The sequence below is a fragment of the Bacteroides oleiciplenus YIT 12058 genome (assembly GCF_000315485.1).
GTDB lineage: Bacteria > Bacteroidota > Bacteroidia > Bacteroidales > Bacteroidaceae > Bacteroides > Bacteroides oleiciplenus.
Genome location: NZ_JH992947.1, coordinates 102,381 through 124,099, shown reverse-complemented (window position 1 = coordinate 124,099; position 21,719 = coordinate 102,381). Strand labels below are relative to the sequence as shown.

At 45.3% G+C, this 21,719-nt stretch carries 13 protein-coding genes; 7 read left to right on the top strand and 6 right to left on the bottom strand.

Going from position 1 to position 21,719, the window contains the following annotated elements; all coding sequences use genetic code 11:
* Positions 1-167 precede the first annotated feature (167 nt).
* Entirely contained in the window at positions 168-1,040 is an 873-nt protein-coding gene (locus HMPREF9447_RS26530) for an aldose 1-epimerase family protein (RefSeq protein WP_009132734.1), read from the bottom strand.
* A gap of 206 nt (positions 1,041-1,246) precedes the next feature.
* Between HMPREF9447_RS26530 and HMPREF9447_RS26525 the strand changes: the two genes are divergently transcribed.
* Both HMPREF9447_RS26525 and HMPREF9447_RS26520 read left to right on the top strand, forming a co-directional pair.
* Positions 1,247-2,407 (top strand): MFS transporter, encoded by a 1,161-nt coding sequence (locus HMPREF9447_RS26525; RefSeq protein WP_009132733.1) that lies wholly within the window; start codon positions 1,247-1,249, stop codon positions 2,405-2,407.
* 39 nt (positions 2,408-2,446) lie between these two features.
* The gene (locus HMPREF9447_RS26520; protein WP_009132732.1) at positions 2,447-3,334 is read left to right on the top strand and encodes a carbohydrate kinase family protein; all 888 of its coding nucleotides are present in this window, start codon (positions 2,447-2,449) and stop codon (positions 3,332-3,334) included.
* A 77-nt stretch (positions 3,335-3,411) separates the two neighbouring features.
* Here the strand turns inward: HMPREF9447_RS26520 and HMPREF9447_RS26515 are convergent, their stop codons facing one another.
* Together HMPREF9447_RS26515 and HMPREF9447_RS26510 are read right to left on the bottom strand one after the other, a co-directional pair.
* Positions 3,412-4,836 (bottom strand): MACPF domain-containing protein, encoded by a 1,425-nt coding sequence (locus HMPREF9447_RS26515; RefSeq protein WP_009132731.1) that lies wholly within the window; start codon positions 4,834-4,836, stop codon positions 3,412-3,414.
* Between the two features lie 290 nt (positions 4,837-5,126).
* Positions 5,127-6,734 carry a DUF6377 domain-containing protein gene (locus HMPREF9447_RS26510; RefSeq protein ID WP_009132730.1) on the bottom strand — a complete coding sequence of 536 codons (1,608 nt, stop codon included), beginning with the start codon at positions 6,732-6,734 and terminating at the stop codon, positions 5,127-5,129.
* Between the two features lie 270 nt (positions 6,735-7,004).
* Between HMPREF9447_RS26510 and HMPREF9447_RS26505 the strand changes: the two genes are divergently transcribed.
* The 5 genes from HMPREF9447_RS26505 to HMPREF9447_RS26485 all read left to right on the top strand — a co-directional run bounded on the left by HMPREF9447_RS26505 (position 7,005) and on the right by HMPREF9447_RS26485 (position 16,498).
* On the top strand, positions 7,005-9,293 hold the full coding sequence (locus HMPREF9447_RS26505) for a TonB-dependent receptor (RefSeq protein WP_009132729.1): 2,289 nt from the start codon (positions 7,005-7,007) through the stop codon (positions 9,291-9,293).
* 42 nt (positions 9,294-9,335) lie between these two features.
* Entirely contained in the window at positions 9,336-11,525 is a 2,190-nt protein-coding gene (locus HMPREF9447_RS26500; RefSeq protein ID WP_009132728.1) for an alpha-galactosidase, read from the top strand.
* 379 nt (positions 11,526-11,904) lie between these two features.
* Entirely contained in the window at positions 11,905-12,747 is an 843-nt protein-coding gene (locus tag HMPREF9447_RS26495) for a patatin-like phospholipase domain-containing protein (protein ID WP_009132727.1), read from the top strand.
* Positions 12,748-12,781: 34 nt separating this feature from the next.
* Positions 12,782-15,547 (top strand): substrate-binding domain-containing protein, encoded by a 2,766-nt coding sequence (locus HMPREF9447_RS26490; RefSeq protein WP_009132726.1) that lies wholly within the window; start codon positions 12,782-12,784, stop codon positions 15,545-15,547.
* 66 nt (positions 15,548-15,613) lie between these two features.
* The gene (locus HMPREF9447_RS26485) at positions 15,614-16,498 is read left to right on the top strand and encodes a PfkB family carbohydrate kinase (RefSeq protein ID WP_009132725.1); all 885 of its coding nucleotides are present in this window, start codon (positions 15,614-15,616) and stop codon (positions 16,496-16,498) included.
* Between the two features lie 79 nt (positions 16,499-16,577).
* On the opposite strand, the gene HMPREF9447_RS26480 is transcribed toward HMPREF9447_RS26485, so the two are convergent.
* The 3 genes from HMPREF9447_RS26480 to HMPREF9447_RS26470 form a co-directional block, all read right to left on the bottom strand.
* Positions 16,578-16,766 carry a hypothetical protein gene (locus HMPREF9447_RS26480; protein WP_009132724.1) on the bottom strand — a complete coding sequence of 63 codons (189 nt, stop codon included), beginning with the start codon at positions 16,764-16,766 and terminating at the stop codon, positions 16,578-16,580.
* 107 nt (positions 16,767-16,873) lie between these two features.
* A complete protein-coding gene (nifJ, locus tag HMPREF9447_RS26475) occupies positions 16,874-20,431 on the bottom strand; it encodes a pyruvate:ferredoxin (flavodoxin) oxidoreductase (protein ID WP_009132723.1) in 3,558 nt (1,185 codons plus the stop codon).
* 33 nt (positions 20,432-20,464) lie between these two features.
* Positions 20,465-21,643 carry an ATP-binding protein gene (locus HMPREF9447_RS26470; protein WP_009132722.1) on the bottom strand — a complete coding sequence of 393 codons (1,179 nt, stop codon included), beginning with the start codon at positions 21,641-21,643 and terminating at the stop codon, positions 20,465-20,467.
* Positions 21,644-21,719: the final 76 nt, after the last annotated feature.

The window sequence follows — 21,719 nt, the reverse complement described above, 5'->3', positions numbered from 1 at the left end:
TGATGAAACCACATTCGTAAGATTGTTCTGTTTTTCCTCTTCCCCGTATCCGGTCCGTATCAACTCCGTATCATCTCCGTAGCTATAGAACCGAATTTGCTACGGCCTTGGTACGGAGTTGATACGGACCGGGTACGGGAAGACCTTTAAATTGTTCTGTTTCTCTTTTATTCCTCTATTTCAATCGTATATTTTCCTCTAAATGTTTCTTCGGGTTGCAAATGCTGCATCCAATCCTTATTTTTATATTCACCTGTGTAGTGAGCTCTGTCACACCGCCCATACCACGGCTCTATGCAGACGAACGGAGCGTTCTTTCCCGGTGGTGACCACAATCCTACCACAGGGGCATCAAAATGCAGGCTAAGGTAAGGTTTCTTCTCCTTATTATATAGTGTCACCCGTCTCACCTGACTATCTTCCAGTATTAGCGCATCCTTATCAAATGTATGTGTATTCAGCGGCAAGAGCTCATCGGTCAGTTTCAAGGGATATTGCGTGTCCGGATCGGCACAGCCTTTTTCGGAAATCAGGATATATTTCAATCCGCTTTTCTTGTTGAAACCGAAGAATCCCCGTTCCTGAGTTTCAGCATCGAAATCCGGGTAATAGAATGCCGGATGTGCACCTATCTGGAAATGCATTTCCTTTTCTCCGGTATTCTTCACTTCCCACATGACGTCGATTTTCTTGTCACGGATGCGGTAACCGATTTCGAGGCAGAACGGGAAAGGATATTTCTTCAGCGTTTCTTCGTTGCTGACTAGTTGATAACGCAGTTCGTCATTCTGTTCTAAGATTAATTTGAATTCCATGTCGCGGGCAAAACCATGTTGTGTGAGAACATAAGTAGAGCCTTCATTCCGGTATTCGTTTTCCCATACGCTACCTACAATCGGGAAGAGTACAGGTGAGTGACGTTTCCAGAATTCCGGTTCTGCCTGCCATAGGTATTCCTTTGCGTTGGCAAAAATGCTGCATAGTTCTGCTCCATGTGCAGAGACTTCAATGCTGAGTCGTCCATTAAAGAGTGTTTCCATCTTGTTGTTTAAAAAGTTTCTTTGTATAATCTCCCACAAAAGTAGACAAAAAGACAGATAATAGCTCTCAAATAGGCTTAAAAAAGAGCTTCGTATCATAATTGCTACTCTTTGTAACAAAAGTGATACCCTATTGTCTTAAGATTCGCTTCCTTTGCAGCGTGCTTTCCCGAGCAGGAATATACTTAAATTAATACCATAGAACAATGAAATCTAATTCTTCGTTATCTAAGCTTATCCCGGTGATGCTCTGTTTCTTCGCCATGGGATTCGTCGATCTGGTGGGCATCGCCTCCAATTATGTAAAAGCCGATTTAGGTCTGACAGACTCACAGGCCAACATTTTCCCTTCGCTGGTTTTCTTTTGGTTCTTGATTTTCTCTGTACCGACGGGTATGTTGATGAGCCGTATCGGACAGAAAAAGACGGTACTCCTCAGTTTGGTGGTGACATTCGCTTCTCTTTTGTTACCCGTTTTCGGTGATAGTTATATGTTGATGCTACTTTCTTTCTCTTTATTAGGTATCGGCAATGCATTGATGCAGACTTCACTGAATCCGCTGCTCTCTAATATTGTCAGGGGTGACCGGCTGGCAAGTAGCCTTACCTTTGGGCAGTTTATAAAGGCAATTGCTTCTTTCCTTGCACCTTACATTGCCATGTGGGGGGCTACGCAGGCCATTCCGTCTTTCGGTATGGGTTGGCGCGTGCTGTTCCCTATTTATATGGTGATAGCTGTGATTGCAGTTTTGTTGTTAGGACAGACGCAAATCGCCGAAGAGAAAGAAGAAGGAAAGCCTTCTACATTTGGTCAGTGTCTGGCTTTGTTGGGCAAACCGTTCATCTTACTTTCTTTCATTGGCATCATGTGCCATGTGGGAATTGATGTCGGTACGAATACTACCGCTCCTAAAATACTGATGGAACGTCTGGGCATGGGACTGGATGATGCCGCATTTGCTACGAGTCTCTATTTCATTTTCCGTACGGCAGGCTGCTTCACTGGTTCTTTTATCCTGCGGAAGATGAATGCGAAATCGTTCTTTGCTATCAGTAGTTTCCTGATGTTGATTGCAATGATCGGACTTTTTGCTTTCCATTCCAAAACAACTATTTATATTTGCATAGCGTTGATAGGTTTCGGTAACTCGAATATCTTTTCGATTGTCTTCTCGCAGGCGTTGCTGTATATGCCGGGCAAGAAGAACGAAGTTTCCGGTCTGATGATTATGGGACTTTTCGGCGGAACCGTATTTCCGTTAGCAATGGGACTGGCAAGCGATGCGGTAGGACAGAGCGGTGCGGTAGCGGTAATGACTGTCGGAGTGCTATATCTGCTGTATTATACTTTGAAGATTAAAAAATAACTTTATATCTAACCATAATTCATAATTATATCGAGTATCATGAATAAAATCATCGTAGGAATGGGTGAAGCACTTTGGGATGTGCTGCCCGAAGGAAAGAAAATAGGCGGTGCGCCTGCCAACTTTGCATATCATGTTTCACAGTTTGGTTTCGACAGCCGTGTGGTGAGTGCCGTGGGGCGTGATGCTGACGGTCAAGAAATACTGGATGTATTTGCCCAAAAGAAGCTGGCTTGCCAGATAGAGCAGGTGGATTATCCTACAGGTACGGTGCAGGTAACTCTGGATGCTGTGGGGGTTCCTTGCTATGAGATCAAAGAAGGCGTGGCATGGGATAACATTCCTTTTACGGACGAACTGAAACGTCTGGCTCTTTCCACCCGTGCCGTTTGTTTCGGTTCGCTGGCACAGCGCAGTGCGGTGAGTCGTGCCACTATCCAGCGTTTTCTGGATATGATGCCCGACGGGGATGAGCAGATTAAGATTTTCGATATCAATCTCCGCCAGGGGTTCTATACGAAAGAGATACTTTGCGAGTCTATGCGCCGTTGCAACATTCTTAAAATCAATGATGAGGAGTTGGTGACTATCAGCCGTATCTTCGGCTATCCGGGGATTGACTTGCAGGATAAATGCTGGATACTCCTGGCTAAATATAATCTGAAAATGTTGATTCTGACTTGCGGCACGAACGGCAGTTATGTGTTTACTCCGGGCGTTGTGTCTTTCCAGGATACACCACGGGTTCCGGTTGCCGATACCGTTGGTGCGGGAGATTCATTTACTGCGGCTTTCACGTCTGCCATACTTAGCGGAAAGCCGGTGCCTGAGGCTCATAAGTTGGCGGTGGAAGTTTCTGCCTATGTTTGTACACAGAGCGGGGCTATGCCAGAGTTGCCGGCTGCTTTTAAGAGTCGGTTGGAGTGAGCTTTCGAATGATTCAGTAATATCGTCTTCTCCTTTATCATTACTGTTCGGATGAGGTGATGATAAAGGAGATTGAGTTATAGAGGCATTGTGTAACATACAATGCCTGCTTTCTTCCAACTTCCTTCTATACCATATTCCTTTTTGTCTTCTGTAGTGTAGCAATAATCATTCTCATTCTCGGCTTCGTAAAGAGGAATGGCACCGTCTACGGGTGAAGCATATACATATCCCAGTTCTTTTTCCAGTTTCCATCCGTCCTCTGTTTGCAATGGTTCTAAGGATAAACGCTGTTTGGCGCCGTTACTATATACATACAGAGGCACGGTATTACTTCTTTTTTGTTGGTAGATAGAGCAAATTGCTCCTTCGTATTTTCTGCTGGAGCTTGTTGCATTTTCCAAATAGGATGTGTAGTATGTGTGGTTTTTCCCATCCCATGCTTGAAGCAGCGCAGTGGTAGAAACTGATGATAACTTTTGGTTAGAAATATATTCTTTCATGGCATTTTTTACTTGCTCTCTTTTGGTTGCATCTTCTATCATTTCATAAATAGGAAGTACTTTGTCCTGAGTGATTTTAGTTAAGGTATAATTCTCTTCATTGAACGACTTCCACCAGGTGTCAATGTCTGCGGCTGTTGGCTGTGAAGGCAATAAGGCAGTATCTCCTCCATAAAATTCGAATATAAGTTGTCCTCCTATGCTTTGTGCCACTTCTTCTTCCCAGCCGCCGACGACACTTCCGGTAAAGAGACCTTGCTGGGCTATTTTTGTCAAAGCACTAAGTAAGGTGATTCTTGCAATGTCGGCAGCCGATGTTGCTGTAGGTACTGTTGTCCGGTAAAGTCCTCTGAATCTTGTTCCTATGCAGATGTCCACTAAGATGTGTGTGCCATATTTTTTTATGATTTTTTCTGCCGTCAGGCTTTTCACATCATTTTCAAACTCTTGGGTAAGGTATCTGTATTTATATTTATCCAAGGTATAGAAAAATGAAAAGTACCAGCGCTCTGCTGTAAATAGCCGTTCGCTGGAAGCGAAAGAATATTGTGAAGAATGGCCGTAGTCAGATTCGAACTCTTTATGCTTGAGAATGGTACCGATTGATAAAGCATTTCTGGAATTTATGTCTCCCAGTACCAGGTTCTTGGTAATGTCAGTAAGGAACGTTGCTGCATTCTCTCCAGCGTAGTCTCTGGGTTCGGAAGAATTTGCCCGCATACGATAGATGTCAAATATATCGCTGTTTTCTAACTTTTCCAGATCAATTATGGGGGCTTTTATTGCCTCGGGGCTTAAGTGGTCAGCGGTAACATCGTAACCTGCACCCAGAATTTGTTTCATACTTGCCGGATAGGCTTTGAAAATGACTTCCTTGTCGGGGATAGCTTTGAATTCATAAAAGTCAGAAGAAGTGTTATCTTCCGGATTGAAATCTGAATCCGATGAGCATGCATATAACATGCAGATCATAATGCTGAAATAGAATAGATTCTTCATAAGATAATAGTTTTCTTGTAGTTATCTTGTATGTGTTGACAAAAGTAGCAGAAGTATTTGATAGGGCAATGGGAACACGCTTTTTTCTTTGAGAAAAATGCCACATGAAACCCTTTCCCATGTTGGAGTCGCCACAGGCATGTATTGAAGGTAGGATGATATGGTATGTTCGTTAGGGGTGGTTATGAAGTCTTTATAAAAGAGGCAATCACGGGGATTAGTTTCTTGCGGAAGCGGAAATAGTTTATCCGCAAGGCGGAATTGGGCTCTTTATTGCGCAGATAATAAACCTACATCACTGCGCAAAGCTCCTCCACCTGTTTCTCAAAACTATCCCTCATCTTTGCCTTATTTTTCACCACACTCCGATGATTATAAATCGTCTGCGGAGAATAGAACAGGAGGGTTGCTATCCTGGAACTATCCTTAATCCCCATCCGTATTAGAGCAAATATCCGAAGTTCTGTAGTCAGTATTTCCCCCCGCTTGGGCATAATCTCTTCTCCTTCGCGCAACAGGGAATTGAATTCCTTTATAAAGTTAGGATACAGATTCAGGAAAGCCGTATCGAAGTTTACGAAGAACTCCTTGGCATCTGTATCCGAAAGTTTGGTTGCATTGGCCAGTCTCAGTAAATCATCCGTTTGCTTTGCCTTTACTTTGCGCTTCACTAAATCCTGATATTTATTCAGTTTATCTATATAGGCGGCACATAAATCCATAAACAGACTCACATACTCTTCGCGCGTATGATTCGTATCTACCAACGCTTTATTCAGATGTTGCAGTTCCTGGTTCATATCCGCCAATATCTTTCTCCGCTTATGCAACTGGTTCATCTGTCGGTAAATATAAATCAGGGAAACCACCAGTCCGATAGACAAGAGACTGATACATATCAGCGACCATTGCAATCTTTGACTTTTGATAAGATTCTGTTCCTGATATGAAAGCACGATGGAAGGGAACTTCCTCGCTATTTCGAGCATACGGAGGCGGTTGTTGTAGAACATAGCATCTTCCAGAGAATGGTTTAAATAGCGGTTGGCGCGTGAAACTTCTCCACTTCTGTTCTTGAAGATGTATAGAGCCAGTTCCTGTAAAGCGAGATTCTCTTTCAGCGGGCATACCTGGTCGGAGATGGCGGCCATTATCAGGTAATTTTCATATTCTTCCCAATTATTGGTTTGTGAGTATACCAATGCCAGTCCGTAAGTCACCATAGCATACAACCGGACATTGACAGGCAACCCTTCCAGTGCCTTTTTATAGCAATCTTCCGCTTCGGCATACCTGCGGTGGCGATAGAGATTTTCACCTTTCCAATAATGATGCAGCGGTGAACTGGCAGGCAGAACACTGATAAGGGAATCCTGATAAAGCATTTCCTTTTCATAATAACGGGGAGCATATACTTTATCGTTGGAATATTCGGCCCACATACTGTAAGCCCACTCATAAGCGGTATAATATTCTATCCGCAATGCGTCGTCCAGTGTACGGCTATCTATCTGTTTCAGGTTTTGAATGGATTCACTGAAATACCCCGAAGTGGAGAGGAGTATGGAACGGTGAATGATGCTCAGGTTACGATAGGCAGGATTGGAAAGTTTCATGGCCACTTCTTCTTCCCGGTCTACGTAGAGCATCGCCGAATCGAAACGGTACGTATAATATTCCTCATAAATGGCGTTGTACAACCGGAAACGCTCATCATCTCCCATAGCCGGATAGAGTAAATGCTTGAGGCTGTCAATTCGTACCTCCTTCTGATGTGAATATTGGCTGCGCAGTTTCAGGGCAGCTTCCAGCTCTCCGGACAAGTCAACTTTGTTCGCAGCACGGAAAGGCAGGAGTACGAATAACAGAAATAATCCCGATAATAAGCATTTCTTCATAGGGTGTATTCATTAAAAGTAGACAAACACAAAGATATTAAAAGTTTCCGGTAAACGGGTACATCTACTTGCTTTTCTAAAATAGGTGTTGGTAAGTGATTTATTATAAGTGGTTTATTGTTCGTATGCCTCTCCTGCCAATCTACTTGGCGGCTACTTGTAGAAACAGTACGTTATTATACCCCCTAACTTTGCCCTCGTTGAAAGACAAAGGGTGAAATCCTCTCCGGTTCCTTCTTCTGAATGTTTAATTTTAAATCAATGAATATTATGAAAGTCAATCTCTTTTCTTGCGTCATGTCGGCGATTCTTCTATTCGCTTCTTCTGCAATGGCAAGTAATCTGGTGGAAGTAAACGACACCATTAGTACAAAGAAATCGGAAGGCAGCGAACGCAATGTGATGCTGAATGCTTCGGATGCCAACAAACCCCGTGAAATCCAAATCGGACTCCCCAGTGAAGATGTGAATGTATATGAGAACGGGCTGCCTGCCGTATATTCTTCGGCTGTGCATAAGCTGTCTACCCATTGGCGCAGTGATGCCAGCTTGGGCGAAGTAGGATTAATGAATCCGTCTGAATCGGCCATCACTACCGGAAACATCGCTTATTCGGTGAACGCTTTCTCCAAGTTGGGGCAGAAAGAATTTAAAGGAGTACTGAATTACCACACCAACCACTTCGGTTGGCAAAATGTGGATATGAATGTATCCGGTGGCATTGGCGACCGTTGGCTTTATACAGCCGGCATTTATCAGAACTTCGATCCGGGCAGCTTCGCCCCTAAGTTCGAGAACTTTAGCGACCGCACCCAACTCTATCATGCAGGGCTGACCCGACTGTTCAATAATAACCGTGGAAAGTTCTCCGTTATCTATAAGTTCTCAAAAAGTAGTGCACTTGGTTCGATGATTAATGCAGCCCCGTTCATTTATGTGGGAGATGGCAGTGTGAAGGAAATTCCGGGTTTCAAGTTAGGAACTTCTTCGTATGCCCCCGAAGGCGGACGCTTTCAGTACATGGATGTGATGGACGGAAAGATGAAGAGCGGACGCTTCGGCGATTTCACCGATAATAAGGCGCACGAAGTAGCTATGTTGTTCGACTATACCTTCCGCAATAACCTGAACTGGACACTTAATGCCAAGTTTATGAATGCTCCCGAAGCCAATTATGTAGACTTCGGCGGTAGCAATATCAGCGAAGTAACGGTGGCAGACGGTCTTTTTATGGACGGTTCTAAAGATGCTTACACCGGATTGGTGGAAGGAAGACGCACTTGGTTACATTTTGGAAAAGTGAAGAACGTCCTGCTCACTTCCGAACTGAAAAAGAAAGTAGGCAATCACGATATGAGATTAGGATTGAACGAATGGTACTATCATTTGGATTATCATTCTTCCTCTTTCCAATGGATAGGCACCGTCACCGAATACCCGCAGATACTGGACCGTCGGGAAGCCGACGGAAGTACCGATAAGTTCAGAGGCTTCAATGAACTAAGTCCGGAATATACCAAAGGATATGAAAACAAACTGGCTGCCTACTTCACGGACAATTGGCAGATAAGCCCGAAATTCAACGTTTATTACGGTGCCCGTCTGGAATACTACCGCATGTCTGCCGACCAGATACCTTACGGACGTTATGCAGGTTTCCACATTGGCGATACTCACCAATATACAGATAATGAAGGCAACGTCCTCTCCACAGAAAAGATAGAACCGCATAAAGTGGTGAAAGATAAGCTGAATTATGCAGCAACCGCACAATTCACTTATAAGATAACGAAGAACTTTGGTCTTACAGCCGATGGAACCATTGCCACCCGTTTTCCTCGCATCAACGAATATGCCGGAACAGGTCCCACTGAGGAACAGTACAAGCGTGTCACCATTCCTTTGCTGCGTGGCGGACTGTTCTATCAGAATAACTGGATGAATTTGACTTCCATGATTACATATATCTCCAAGTCGAACAACATCGACCAGCAGAACGTAACGAAACCCGGTACGACGCAATCTAAAACCACCTTGCTGATATATGATATCAAGACTCTGGGTTGGACCACCTCGGCGGAAATTAATCCGTTCAAAGGTTTCCACCTGCACGCCCTGTTCACTTACCAGAAGCCGACTTATAACAACTATTTCATCAAATCCCCCTTTGAAGGAGTGCCCGACCTGAATGCCAACGGCAACATCGTGAAAGAAATTCCGCAGGTACTTGCTGAAATAGATCCCAGCTACAACATTACTCCCGACCTGCGCGTATGGCTCAGCTTCCGCTATTTTGGAAAGACGTATGCCAATCTGACCAATGCCCTCTACTTCAACGGCCGTTGGGAAACCTTCGGCGGCGTGAACTGGAAGGTGAACAAGCATCTCTCCTTGGGAGCTACGGTTGTGAACTTCCTGAATCAGAAGGGTGCCAGCGGCACTATCAACGGTGCCGAACTGTTGAGCAAGGAAGAAGCCGGAAAGTTCAAGGATCACTATATGAGCGGTAATTATTTACGCCCGCTCACTCTGGAATTCAGCGCAAGTCTTTCATTCTAAATTATATTTAATCTATTTTTGTAACTAAATTCATCGTACACCATGAAAAATTTACTTGTAACTCTCTTTGCATTCGCATCCCTGACGTATGCCCATGCAGCGGAAAAAGAAACTATCCGCATTTCTACGGACAACACCGACCTGGTGCTCCAGGTAGGCGAAAACGGTCGCTTGTATCAAACGTATCTGGGCGAGAAACTCTTGTACCAGCAGGATTTGCAGAACTTCCGTTGGAATATACATGCCGGGTCGGACGGCAGCGTGAGCAAGCGCGGCTGGGAAGTGTATAGCGGTTCCGGCAATGAAGATTACTTTGAACCTGCCATCGCCATCACTCATAATGACGGCAATCCGTCGACGATTCTTTATTACGTTTCTTCCTCGTCCAAGCCTGTAGAAGGTGGTACGGAAACCGTGATAAACCTGCGCGATAACCAGTATCCGGTAGACGTGGCACTGCATTATGTGGCCTATCCCAAAGAGAACGTCATCAAGACGTGGAGCGAGATAAAGCATCAGGAGAAGAAACCTGTCATGCTCTCCACCTATGCCTCCACCATGCTTTACTTCAATAATTCCAGCTATTACCTGACCGAGTTCAGCAGTGACTGGGCAAAAGAAGCGCAGATGAGCAGTCAGCAATTGCAGTTTGGCAAGAAAGTGATTGACACGAAGCTGGGAAGCCGTGCTGCCATGCACACCCATCCCTTCTTTGAAGTAGGACTGGACCAACCGGTGAACGAACACCAGGGCGATGTCTTGATGGGTACACTGGGCTGGACGGGCAACTTCCGTTTCACTTTCGAAGTGGACAATGTGGGTAATCTCCGCGTAATCCCTGCCATCAATCCTTATGCATCGAACTATGAACTGAAACCGAATGAAGTGTTCGCTACTCCCGAATTCATTTTCACTTTGAGCCATGATGGTGCCTCGCAAGGCAGTCGCAATCTGCATGAATGGGCACGCAACTACAGTCTGAAAGATGGTAAAGGCAGCCGTCTGACCCTTTTGAATAACTGGGAAAATACAGGTTTCAATTTCAATCAGGAGATACTTGCCGAGTTGATGAAGGAAGCCAAGCATTTGGGAGTGGATATGTTCCTGTTGGACGACGGCTGGTTTGCCAATAAATATCCGCGTAAGAATGACCATGCCGGTTTGGGCGATTGGGAAGTAACTCATGATAAACTGCCCGGTGGTATTCCCGCCTTAGTAAAAGCTGCCAAAGATGCGGATGTGAAGTTCGGCATCTGGATTGAACCGGAAATGGTGAACCCCAAGAGCGAACTCTTTGAGAAACATCCGGATTGGGCCATTCAACTGCCTAACCGCGAAACGTATTATTACCGCAATCAGTTGGTACTGGATCTTAGCAACCCGAAAGTGCAGGATTATGTATATGGTGTTGTAGAAAACATTATGCAGGAAAATCCCGATGTCGCTTTCTTCAAGTGGGATTGCAACAGCCCCATCACCAATATCTATTCCGCTTATCTGAAAGACAAACAGGGACAACTTTATATAGACCATGTGCGTGGTATATACAACGTTCTGAAACGTGTAAAGGCGAATTATCCCAATGTACCGATGATGCTTTGCTCCGGTGGCGGTGCGCGGTGCGATTATGAAGCATTGAAGTACTTCACAGAGTTCTGGTGCAGTGACAATACCGATCCGGTGGAACGTATTTATATCCAATGGGGCTTCTCCCAGTTCTTTCCCGCAAAGGCTATGGATGCCCATGTGACGAGCTGGAACAAGGCGACTTCCATAAAGTTCCGTACCGATGTGGCCTCCATGTGCAAGCTTGGTTTCGATATTGGTCTGAAAGAACTTACTGCTGATGAACTGACTTATTGCCAGACAGCGGTAGCCAACTGGAAACGTCTCCAGAATGCCATTATGGACGGTGACCAGTATCGTTTGGTCTCTCCGTACGAAGGTAATCACATGGCACTGAACTATGTAAGTAAAGATACAAACAAAGCGGTTCTGTTTGCTTATGACATTCATCCGCGCTTCCAAGAAAAGCTGATGGCGGTGAAATTGCAAGGTTTGGACCCGAACAAACAGTATAAAGTGGAGGAAATCAATCTGATGCCTGCTGCAACTTCCGGATTGGTAGCTAATGGCAAAGTATATTCCGGTGATTACCTGATGAAAGTCGGTCTGGAGGTATTTGGTTTAGGACAAACTCAGAGTCGTGTGATTGAGCTGACTGCTCAATGATAGGCTACTGAATCAGATAGCTAACTCTCCGCTTTTGCCTTATCATTTCTCCTCTTCTGCCTTATAAATTATCAAGTGTTGACTATTGTCAGCCGATATGTTGGCAGTTGTCGGTAAACTTGTTGACGGTAGTCAGTAAGTATGTTGACAACTGTCAACACTTGATAATCCTGTTGCTTTAACGGGATAACTCACTATGCAAAACAGATAAACGCTTAGTTATCTTTCATTCAGAAAGCCATGCGTTTTCACTTGATAAGAGGTGCCCTTTCTGCTCTACCCCAATTGAATTTCTATCGAATAAGGAGCTTTTTGAACGAAACAGGTAACAATACATCTGATATTTTTTTATATTTGCGATACTAATACCCTAAAAAATATGGATGATATCGCTATTTGTTGTATGTCGGGTGGATATAAGAATGTGTTCACGCATGGCGTTCTGAGAGCTTTTGAGGAGAAAGGAATAAGGGCGAAAGCGTATGCATCCTGCTCTTCTTCCGTCTTGATAGCAGCCTTTGCAGCATTTAATAAAGTGAGTGCATTAGACCTTTCCTTGTGGAGCGACGGATATGCAACGAGTCAGGCCGAAGGTAACCAAAGCGGTGCCATGCTGCAATCTATTCAACGACTATCGACAGAGATTAAAAACAATCTGTGGGGCTCGCAAGCCGCCCGTTTGTTAGTGGCAACCAGTTTTGTGAAAACAGAAGAAGCTGCCCAAGTCACTCAATCGGGCGGAGCCAGACGTCTGGGACAAATGCTGCTGATAAACGCCCTGCGTCATAAACCGGAATGGAAAAACCGGAATCTCGAATTGCAGATGTTTGATACTCATTCGGATGAACGGACCGCGCTACTGACCAAAGAAAATCTGAATGAAGTGGCCTATGCCACCACCCGCATGCTTCACGCCTGGAACATTCCCGCATTTATCAACAATAAACCGTACATAGACGGTAGTTATACTTCCATTTGTCCCGTTGTTCCTCTTGCCGAATTGGGATACAAAGAGATAATCTGCATCTGCACAGAAAAAGAAAAAGTGACTTTTGATCTCTTCTCAGACGAAGAAATCCCTGCCCGGATTAATGACTCCACCATCCGTTTTATAAAGCCTGACTATGATTTGAAAGAGATGGGAGTCGATTTCTATACCATTGCAGGCAATGGACTGGAAGATGTCTATAATTACGGTCGTGAAAAAGGACTGAGTTTCTGATTTCTCTATGATACTTAAAACAACGGAAAAGATAATGAGAAGATACAATGTTTACTTGTTGCTAACTTTACTCTCCCTCTTCGGACTGGTAGCCTCATGCGCTCGCCATGAGCCCCGTTTCCGTATCGGGGTATCCCAGTGCAGCGACGATGAGTGGCGCCATCAGATGAATAACGAGTTGCTCCGTGAGGCGCTCTTCTATGATGAAGTGGAAATCGACATCCGCACCGTGAAGGATGATAATGTCCGTCAGATAGAGGACATTCGCAATTTCATAGAGGAAGGGGTGGATTTATTAGTCATTGCCCCCAATGAAGCCGCCCCCATCACCCCGGTAGTGGAAGAAGCATATGACCGCGGCATCCCTGTCATTGTCTTCGACCGCAAGATACTTTCCGATAAATACACCGCTTATATAGGTGCCGACAATTATGAATTAGGAAAAGCCATCGGGCATTATGTGGCTAATATGCTTCATGGACAAGGTAATGTAGTGGAGATATCCGGCCTGACTGGTTCCACGTCGGCGATGGACCGCCATCAGGGCTTTGTTTCCGCCATTTCCCCTTACCCTGGCATTAAGCTCTTGGCTCGTGAAGATGCCGGATGGTTGCGCTCCGAGGCAGGACAGAAAATGGACACGCTGCTGACGCACTTCCCTCAGATAGATGTGGTGTATGCGCAGAATGACCGGATGGCTGCAGGCGCTTATACTGTTGCCCGACAGAAAGGTAGGGCAGGAGAGATGCGTTTCATTGGTACGGATGCTCTGCCCGGGGAAGGTTATGGTGTGGAACAAGTGCTGAAAGGCGAACTGGATGCCACATTTATTTATCCCACCGGTGGTGACCGGGTGATACAGATAGCAATGGACATTCTGAATAAACGCGACTTCCCGCGCGAAACGATATTAAATACCTCTGTTGTGGACAGTACCAATGCCCAGATTATGCAGATGCAGACCACGCATATCTCCACCCTTGACGGAAAAATAGAGACGCTGAACGGAAAGATGAATCATTATCTTGACCGTTACGCCACGCAACAGGTGGTGCTGTTCGGTAGTCTGTTGGTGCTGTTGCTGGTTATCGGCCTGTTGGTTGCCGTTTATCTTTCGCTGCGCACTAAGAACCGCTTGAATCGGGAACTCTCCCGGCAGAAGGAGAAGCTGGAAGAACAGAAGCAACAGTTGACGCAACAGAAGGAGCAACTTATCCAGCAAAAGGAGCAGTTGGAACAACTTTCCCATGAATTGGAAGCAGCCACTCACGCCAAACTAGTGTTTTTTACCAATGTTTCTCATGATTTCCGTACTCCGCTGACTCTGATTGCTGACCCCATCAATCAACTTCTCGACGACAAGTCCCTCGGAGAGCGTTCACACCAGTTACTGGAATTGATGAAGAAGAACGTTAATATCCTTCTTCGCCTCGTCAATCAAATTCTTGATTTTCGCAAGGTGGAGAACGGGCGTATGGAGCTACACTTAGAACCTTTCGATTTATTAAGCAACTTCCGTGGTTGGAACGATTCTTTCCGTATGGCTCTGCTGAAAAAACATATATCTTTCTCCTTCGAGGCCACGCCCGGCATGGATTTCCGCATCATGGCGGACTGCGAGAAAATGGAGCGTATCTACTTCAACCTGTTGTCCAATGCCGTGAAATATACTCCCGAGAATGGAAAGATAACTGTGACATTGAAAGCTGATGCTACGAGTCTGCATTTCTCCGTCTTCAATTCCGGCAGCCACATTTCTTCCAAAGAAGTGGATGCCATCTTTGAGCGTTTCTATCAGATAGATGGTCATCAGGCAGGCACAGGCATCGGGCTGGCTCTTGTCCGCGCTTTTGTAGAGATGCATGGCGGACAAATCACTGCGCAGAGTGATGAGAAGGGAACGACATTTACCATCCTTCTTCCGGCTCAGAGTATTTCTCAATATCATCCTACCGTGGTGACACTGCCTGTCGAAGAGGCGGAAGTTTCCTCTACTTTGGTAGAAAGTGAGTTGTCGGTTGATGAAGAAGAGGTAGGAGCAACGGGGCGTCCCACAGTGTTGGTTATTGATGATAATGCCGATATTCGCCACTATGTGAAGACGTTGCTTACCGAAGAATATCATGTACTGGACGCACCGGAAGCAGCTACAGGCATACGCCTTGCCATGAAGTATGTTCCCGATGTGATTGTTTCTGATGTAATGATGCCCGGTATGGATGGCGTGGAGTGTTGCCGCCGCCTGAAAACCGAGTTACAGACTTGTCATATCCCTGTTATCCTTCTCACTGCCTGCTCGCTCGACGAACAACGCATCCAGGGATACAATGGAGGGGCGGACTCTTATATATCCAAACCTTTCAATTCGCAGTTGCTCTTGTCTCGCATTCGCAATCTGATAGACTCCCGCCGTCAGCTTCGCCAGTTCTTCGGCGATAATCAAACGTTGGCGAAAGAGAATATCTGTGATATGGACAAGGATTTCGTTTCCCGGTTCAAGACTCTTGTGGAAGGAAAAATGAGAGACCCGGAAATGAATGTGGAAGATTTGGGTAAGGAGATGGGATTGAGTCGTGTGCAGCTTTACCGTAAATTGAAGTCACTCACCAACTATGCGCCCAATGAACTACTGCGTCAGGCACGTCTCAAAAAGGCAGCTTCTTTGCTTGCATCTTCGGAGATGACGATTGCGGAGATTGCTTATGAGGTTGGTTTCTCTTCTCCCTCTTATTTCACGAAGTGTTACAAGGAGCAATTCGGAGAAAGTCCGACGGATTTCTTAAAGAGAAAGAATTTGTAGATGTAAGAGGGTAGGAAACAATAATTATTGCCTACTTTTGCAGTCTGAAAAAGGAATAGACATTTTATGAAATACAATCTTTGTTGCATTGGATATATTACTTTGGATAAAGTAGTTACTCCGAAAAAGACAGTGCACATGCCGGGGGGAACATCTTTCTATTTTGCACATGCCATTAAACATCTGAGTACAGAAGGATTCCAACTTGTCACTGCTTTGGCGGATAGCGAGATGTCGGTGGTGGACGATTTGAGAAAACAAGACATTGAAGTCAAAGTGCTTCCTAGTGCCCGTTCCATCTGCTTTGAGAATATCTATGGTGAGGATACCAACGAACGGAAACAACGGGTGACAGCAAAAGCAGACCCTTTTACTGTTGAAAGTTTGCAGGATGTGAATGCTAGCATTTACCACTTGGGTAGTCTGTTGGCGGATGATTTCTCGTTGGAGGTCATTAAATCTCTTGCGGGCAAAGGTTTGCTTTCTCTTGATGTGCAAGGCTATTTGCGTGAGGTGCAGGGTGAAGAAGTGCTGGCGGTGGACTGGACTGAAAAGGAGGAAGCTCTGAAGTATATCCATATCCTGAAAGCCAATGAACATGAGATGGAAGTGCTTACGCAGTGCGCAGACCCTTATGATGCTGCACTCAAACTGGCTGCTTGGGGTGTGAAGGAAGTTTTATTGACCTTAGGAGATAAAGGCTCGCTTATTTACGCGGATAATCGTTTTTATGAAATTCCTGCCTATCCGGTAGAGAACGTGGCAGATGCCACCGGCTGTGGGGATACGTATATGGCTGGTTATTTGTATATGCGTAATAAAGGCGCTTCTTATCAGGAGGCCGGTTGCTTTGCTGCCGCTATGTGTTCGGTGAAGTTGCAAAGCTATGGTCCGTTCAGTGGAACGGAAGAGGAAGTTCTGGAACTGATAGGAACAGTTATCAGTCAATAATATCAATCAAATAGTATCTCAAATTCTGCTCCTGGGGAGGAGGGAAATTTGAGATACTACAGTTTACAACAATACTTGCTTATTTCAACATCTGCGGCAAGTTTTCCCTTCCCCAGAAGTAATAGACAGCCAGACCTATCCAGCTAGTCAGCAATACAAGGATGGCAACCAATAGTTTTTTCACTCCATCCACATTCCATCTCATAATTTCGAGTACAGCCTTTATGGCAAGTACTACACCGATAACCCAAATAATAAATCCAATCATAATGTTTGTTATTTTAATTTGATTTAGAAACAAATAAAGGCTACAACCGGTTCGCGGTGCAGCCTTTATTTCTTAGAGTTTATTATTTCTTATTTCAATTATTGAAATTATTCAGCTTCTGCACCCCAGTTACCCTTAGACAGACGCTTGTAGCTGTTGTAACGCCACTTAGCATTGTCTTCGGCAGCCTGGAACAACTCAGCAGCTTCTGTAGGATATTGCTTCAACATAGAAGAGTAACGAACTTCACCCTTCAGGAAGTCTTGGAAGCCAGCCCAATCTGGTTCTTTGCTATCCAATTGGAACGGATTCTTGCCTTCAGCTTCCAAAGCCGGGTTGTAACGCCACAAGTGCCAGTAACCGCACTTAACAGCTTTTTCTTCCTCAGCTTGGCTCTTACCCATACCCAACTTCAAGCCGTGGTTGATACACGGAGCATAAGCGATGATGAGTGACGGTCCGGGATATGCTTCAGCTTCGCGGATTGCTTTCAGAGTTTGAGCCTGGTCAGCACCCATAGCAATCTGTGCTACGTAAACATAACCGTAAGTAGTAGCCATCAGACCGAGGTCTTTCTTGCGTACACGCTTACCGGCAGCAGCAAACTTAGCGATAGCACCCACCGGAGTAGCCTTAGAAGACTGACCACCTGTGTTAGAGTAAACCTCAGTATCCAGAACCAGGATGTTAACGTCCTTACCGCTGGCGATTACATGGTCGAGACCACCGTAACCAATATCGTAAGAAGCACCGTCACCACCAATGATCCACTGGCTGCGTTTTACCAAATATTGAGTCAAGCCTTTCAGTTCCTTGCTAACAGGGCAGCCGGCAGCAATGCCTTGCTCGATGATAGCCTCAATCTGAGGTGCAAGTTCTTTAGTCTTGTCTGCATCGTACATGTTTTCAATCCATGCTTTCAATACTTCTTTAGCTTCGGCAGGAGCATTTTCGCCTTCTAGAATCTGGTTGAACAGTTTCACGATACGGTCGCGCATCTTTTCATTAGCGAGTTCCATACCTAAACCAAACTCACAGAAGTCTTCGAACAGTGAGTTAGCCCATGCAGGACCGTGACCCTTTTCGTTCGTAGTATAAGGAGTAGAAGGTACTGAACCGGAGTAGATAGAAGAACAGCCTGTTGCATTAGCCACCATTTCGCGGTCACCGAATAACTGAGTAATCAACTTCACATACGGAGTTTCACCACAACCGGAGCAAGCGCCTGAGAACTCGAACAACGGAGTAGCGAACTGAGAGTTCTTCACGTTGGCCTTGATGTCAACCAGATGTTGTTTGCTTGCTACCTTCTCAGCACAGTAATCCCAGTTAGGAACTTGGTTCAACTGGCTTTCCAGATGCTTCATGGTCAAAGCCTTGCCACCCTTCTTCGGATTACCCGGACAAATGTCGGCACAGTTACCGCAACCCAGACAGTCGAGAACGTCAACCTGGATACGGAATGTCATGCCGTCGAATGCCTTACCTACAGCTTTCAGCATTTCGAAGTTTGCACCCTTCTGCTCTTCAGCATCCAGAACGAACGGACGGATAGAAGCGTGAGGACAAACATAAGCACACTTGTTACACTGGATACAGTTTTCAGCATTCCATTCGGGAACGAAAGCAGCTACACCGCGTTTTTCGTATTTAGAAGTTCCCTGATACCAAGTACCGTCTTCGATGCCTTTGAATGCAGATACCGGCAACAAGTCACCATCCTGTGCATTGATTGGACGAACTACTTCGTTGATGAATGCCGGGTCATTGTTGGTAGCCTTAGCGTCGTCAGCCAGGTTAGCCCAAGCCGGATCAACAGCCAAAGTCTTGTATTCACCACCACGGTCAACGGCAGCATAGTTCTTGTTTACAATATCTTCACCCTTCTTGCCGTAAGACTTAACGATGAATTTCTTCATCTGTTCTACAGCCAGGTCAACAGGAATTACCCCTGTGATACGGAAGAATGCTGATTGCAGGATAGTGTTGGTACGGTTGCCCAAACCAATTTCCTGTGCAATCTGAGTTGCATTGATATAGTATACTGAAATGTTATTCTGAGCGAAGTATTTCTTAACCTTGTTAGGCAGATTCTTAGCCAGCTCTTCACCTTCCCAGATGGTGTTCAACAAGAACGAACCATTCTTACGCAGACCACGGGTTACATCGTACATGTGCAGGTAAGCCTGAACGTGGCAAGCCACAAAGTTAGGAGTATTTACCAAATAAGTGGAACGAATCGGAGTATCACCGAAACGCAAGTGAGAACAAGTGAAACCACCTGACTTCTTAGAGTCGTAAGAGAAGTAAGCCTGACAGTGTTTGTCGGTGTTGTCACCGATGATTTTCACAGAGTTCTTGTTAGCACCTACTGTACCGTCAGCACCCAAACCGTAGAATTTAGCTTCGAACATACCTGCGCCACCCAATGCGATTTCTTCTTCCTGAGGAAGTGAAGTGAAGGTTACGTCGTCCACGATACCGATAGTGAAGTGGTTCTTCGGCATCGGCATAGCCAGATTCTTGAATACAGCGATGATTTGAGCAGGAGTAGTATCCTTAGAACCCAAACCGTAACGGCCACCTACGATTACAGGAGCATCAGCTGCACCGTAATAGCAGTCTTTTACATCGAGGTACAACGGTTCGCCGTTAGCACCCGGTTCTTTCGTACGGTCAAGAACTGCAATAGTCTTGGCAGTCTTAGGTACAGCAGCAAGGAAGTGTTTAGCAGAGAACGGGCGATACAAGTGTACGGCAACCATACCTACTTTTTCACCGTTAGCTACCAAGTGGTCGATAGCTTCGCGAGCAGCTTCCGTTACAGACCCCATAGCGATAATCACGCGTTCTGCATCTTCGGCACCGTAGTAATCGAACAAACCGTATTTACGACCTGTAATCTTAGACAGTTCATTCATGTATTCTTCTACAATAGCAGGAACTGCTTCGTAATAGTTATTGCAAGACTCACGATGTTGGAAGAAGTGGTCGGGGTTTTCAGCCATACCACGTGCAACCGGGCTTGTCGGATTCAGTGCGCGGGCACGGAATTCAGCCAAAGCTTTCTGATCAATCAGCGGAGCGAGGTCGTCGTTCTCCAGCATTTCAATTTTCTGGATTTCGTGAGAAGTACGGAAACCATCGAAGAAGTTAACGAACGGTACACGAGCTTTGATAGTTGCCAGGTGAGCAACACCGGACAAGTCCATAACTTCCTGTACGGAACCTTCTGCCAACATAGCGAAACCGGTCATGCGGGTAGACATAACATCCTGGTGGTCACCAAAGATACACAAAGCATGAGAAGCCAGCGTACGTGCAGATACGTGGAACACACAAGGCAGGAATTCACCGGCAATCTTGTACATGTTCGGAATCATCAGCAACAACCCCTGGGAAGCGGTGTAAGTAGTTGTCAGTGCACCGGCTTGTAATGAACCGTGAACAGCACCTGCAGCGCCGCCTTCCGATTGCATTTCCTGTACCAATACTGTTTCGCCGAAGATGTTTTTGCGTCCTGCGGCAGACCATTCGTCTACGTACTCAGCCATCGTAGAAGAGGGAGTGATGGGGTAGATAGCAGCTACTTCAGAGAACATATACGAGATATGCGCAGCAGCCTGGTTACCATCACAAGTAATGAATTTCTTCTGTTTAGTCATAACTAAATTGAATTATTATTAAGTGAATAAATCTCAATATAAAAAGCCGAACATCCAGAGTGGTATCTGGTTACCCCGTCCTATCTCAGCCTTATGCAGGGCGTAGGTTACGCCGGGGTTGTTCTTTATCTTCATACCTTCCGGACAAATCTTGAAAGGCATCACATCGTCCACCAGGAACGATATATTCTTGTCGCCTTTGTTCACTTTATGGTCTTTCCACAAGGTGTTGGCGAAGAAAGTATCTAGTACGTCTTGTTCTTCCACTTTCACGGGATAGATGGAATACATCAGGTTGGAGTTATGCATCATTATCTTTGATGGTTTCTTGGGGAATTCTTCTCCCTTGGGATATACCATATTAATAAGGCGTGCATCTGCCAGATATTTGATGTAGTTCATCACCGTAGCACGGGAAGTCTGTATGTCGTTTGCCAACTGGCTTACGTTCGGGGCTTTCGGTCCGTCCACTGCCAGCATATAGAGCAGTTTCTTTATTTTCGGAAGATATTTCAGTTCGATTTGCTTGACAAGTAGTATGTCTACTTCTACCATCATATTCATGGTTTTCAACAGATTTTCCGAGAAGTTGCGCTTCTCCAGAAAGAAAGGATAGAAACCATGATGCAGGTAATCCTGCAAGTAATCCAACGGACGTACTTTGGAGAGGATACCTTTGGCTATCTGCTCATGATTGCTCAGAATCTCTTCCAGCGTATAAGCGCGGAACTTCATTCCGGTTTGCAGGTTCAGATATTCACGGAAAGAGAAACCACGGAGGTTGTAGCTTTTCACAATGTCCCGCAGTTCCAGATTCTCTTCTTTCAGTCGCATTACGGACGAACCGGTGAATACGATTTTGAGATTTGGGAAACGGTCGTAGCACATACGCAACTCCCGGCTCCAGTCCGGATGCTTGAATACCTGGTCTATCAACAACACTTTTCCACCGCGGCGCTGAAATTCATAAGCGAAATCAACGATGCTGAAATAGGAAAAATAAAAATTGTTCATGTTGATGAAAAGGCAGGAGCGGTCGGTACCGAATTTCTCTTTAGCGTATTGCAACAGAAACGTGGTTTTACCTACACCACGCGTTCCTTTAATACCGATGAGACGGTCGTTCCAGTTAATCTCGTCCATGAGGTCACGGCGAACAGGGGCATTGGTATGCTCAACAAGATAGGCGTGTGTGCGGTAGAATGCTTCCATGCTGTTAAATTCGGTTTATCGGGCGACAAATATACGTCTTTTTTATAGAATTGCAAAGTAGAGATGGCAAATATTA

Excerpts from the sequence above, each read along its gene's own strand:
- HMPREF9447_RS26480 (WP_009132724.1), bottom strand. The coding sequence starts at position 16,766 with ATGATTGGATTTATTATTTGGGTTATCGGTGTAGTACTTGCCATAAAG.
- HMPREF9447_RS26470 (WP_009132722.1), bottom strand. The coding sequence starts at position 21,643 with ATGGAAGCATTCTACCGCACACACGCCTATCTTGTTGAGCATACCAAT.
- nifJ (WP_009132723.1), bottom strand. The coding sequence starts at position 20,431 with ATGACTAAACAGAAGAAATTCATTACTTGTGATGGTAACCAGGCTGCT.
- HMPREF9447_RS26515 (WP_009132731.1), bottom strand. The coding sequence starts at position 4,836 with ATGAAGAATCTATTCTATTTCAGCATTATGATCTGCATGTTATATGCA.
- HMPREF9447_RS26485 (WP_009132725.1), top strand. The coding sequence starts at position 15,614 with ATGAAATACAATCTTTGTTGCATTGGATATATTACTTTGGATAAAGTA.
- HMPREF9447_RS26510 (WP_009132730.1), bottom strand. The coding sequence starts at position 6,734 with ATGAAGAAATGCTTATTATCGGGATTATTTCTGTTATTCGTACTCCTG.
- HMPREF9447_RS26505 (WP_009132729.1), top strand. The coding sequence starts at position 7,005 with ATGAAAGTCAATCTCTTTTCTTGCGTCATGTCGGCGATTCTTCTATTC.
- HMPREF9447_RS26525 (WP_009132733.1), top strand. The coding sequence starts at position 1,247 with ATGAAATCTAATTCTTCGTTATCTAAGCTTATCCCGGTGATGCTCTGT.
- HMPREF9447_RS26495 (WP_009132727.1), top strand. The coding sequence starts at position 11,905 with ATGGATGATATCGCTATTTGTTGTATGTCGGGTGGATATAAGAATGTG.
- HMPREF9447_RS26500 (WP_009132728.1), top strand. The coding sequence starts at position 9,336 with ATGAAAAATTTACTTGTAACTCTCTTTGCATTCGCATCCCTGACGTAT.
- HMPREF9447_RS26520 (WP_009132732.1), top strand. The coding sequence starts at position 2,447 with ATGAATAAAATCATCGTAGGAATGGGTGAAGCACTTTGGGATGTGCTG.
- HMPREF9447_RS26530 (WP_009132734.1), bottom strand. The coding sequence starts at position 1,040 with ATGGAAACACTCTTTAATGGACGACTCAGCATTGAAGTCTCTGCACAT.
- HMPREF9447_RS26490 (WP_009132726.1), top strand. The coding sequence starts at position 12,782 with ATGAGAAGATACAATGTTTACTTGTTGCTAACTTTACTCTCCCTCTTC.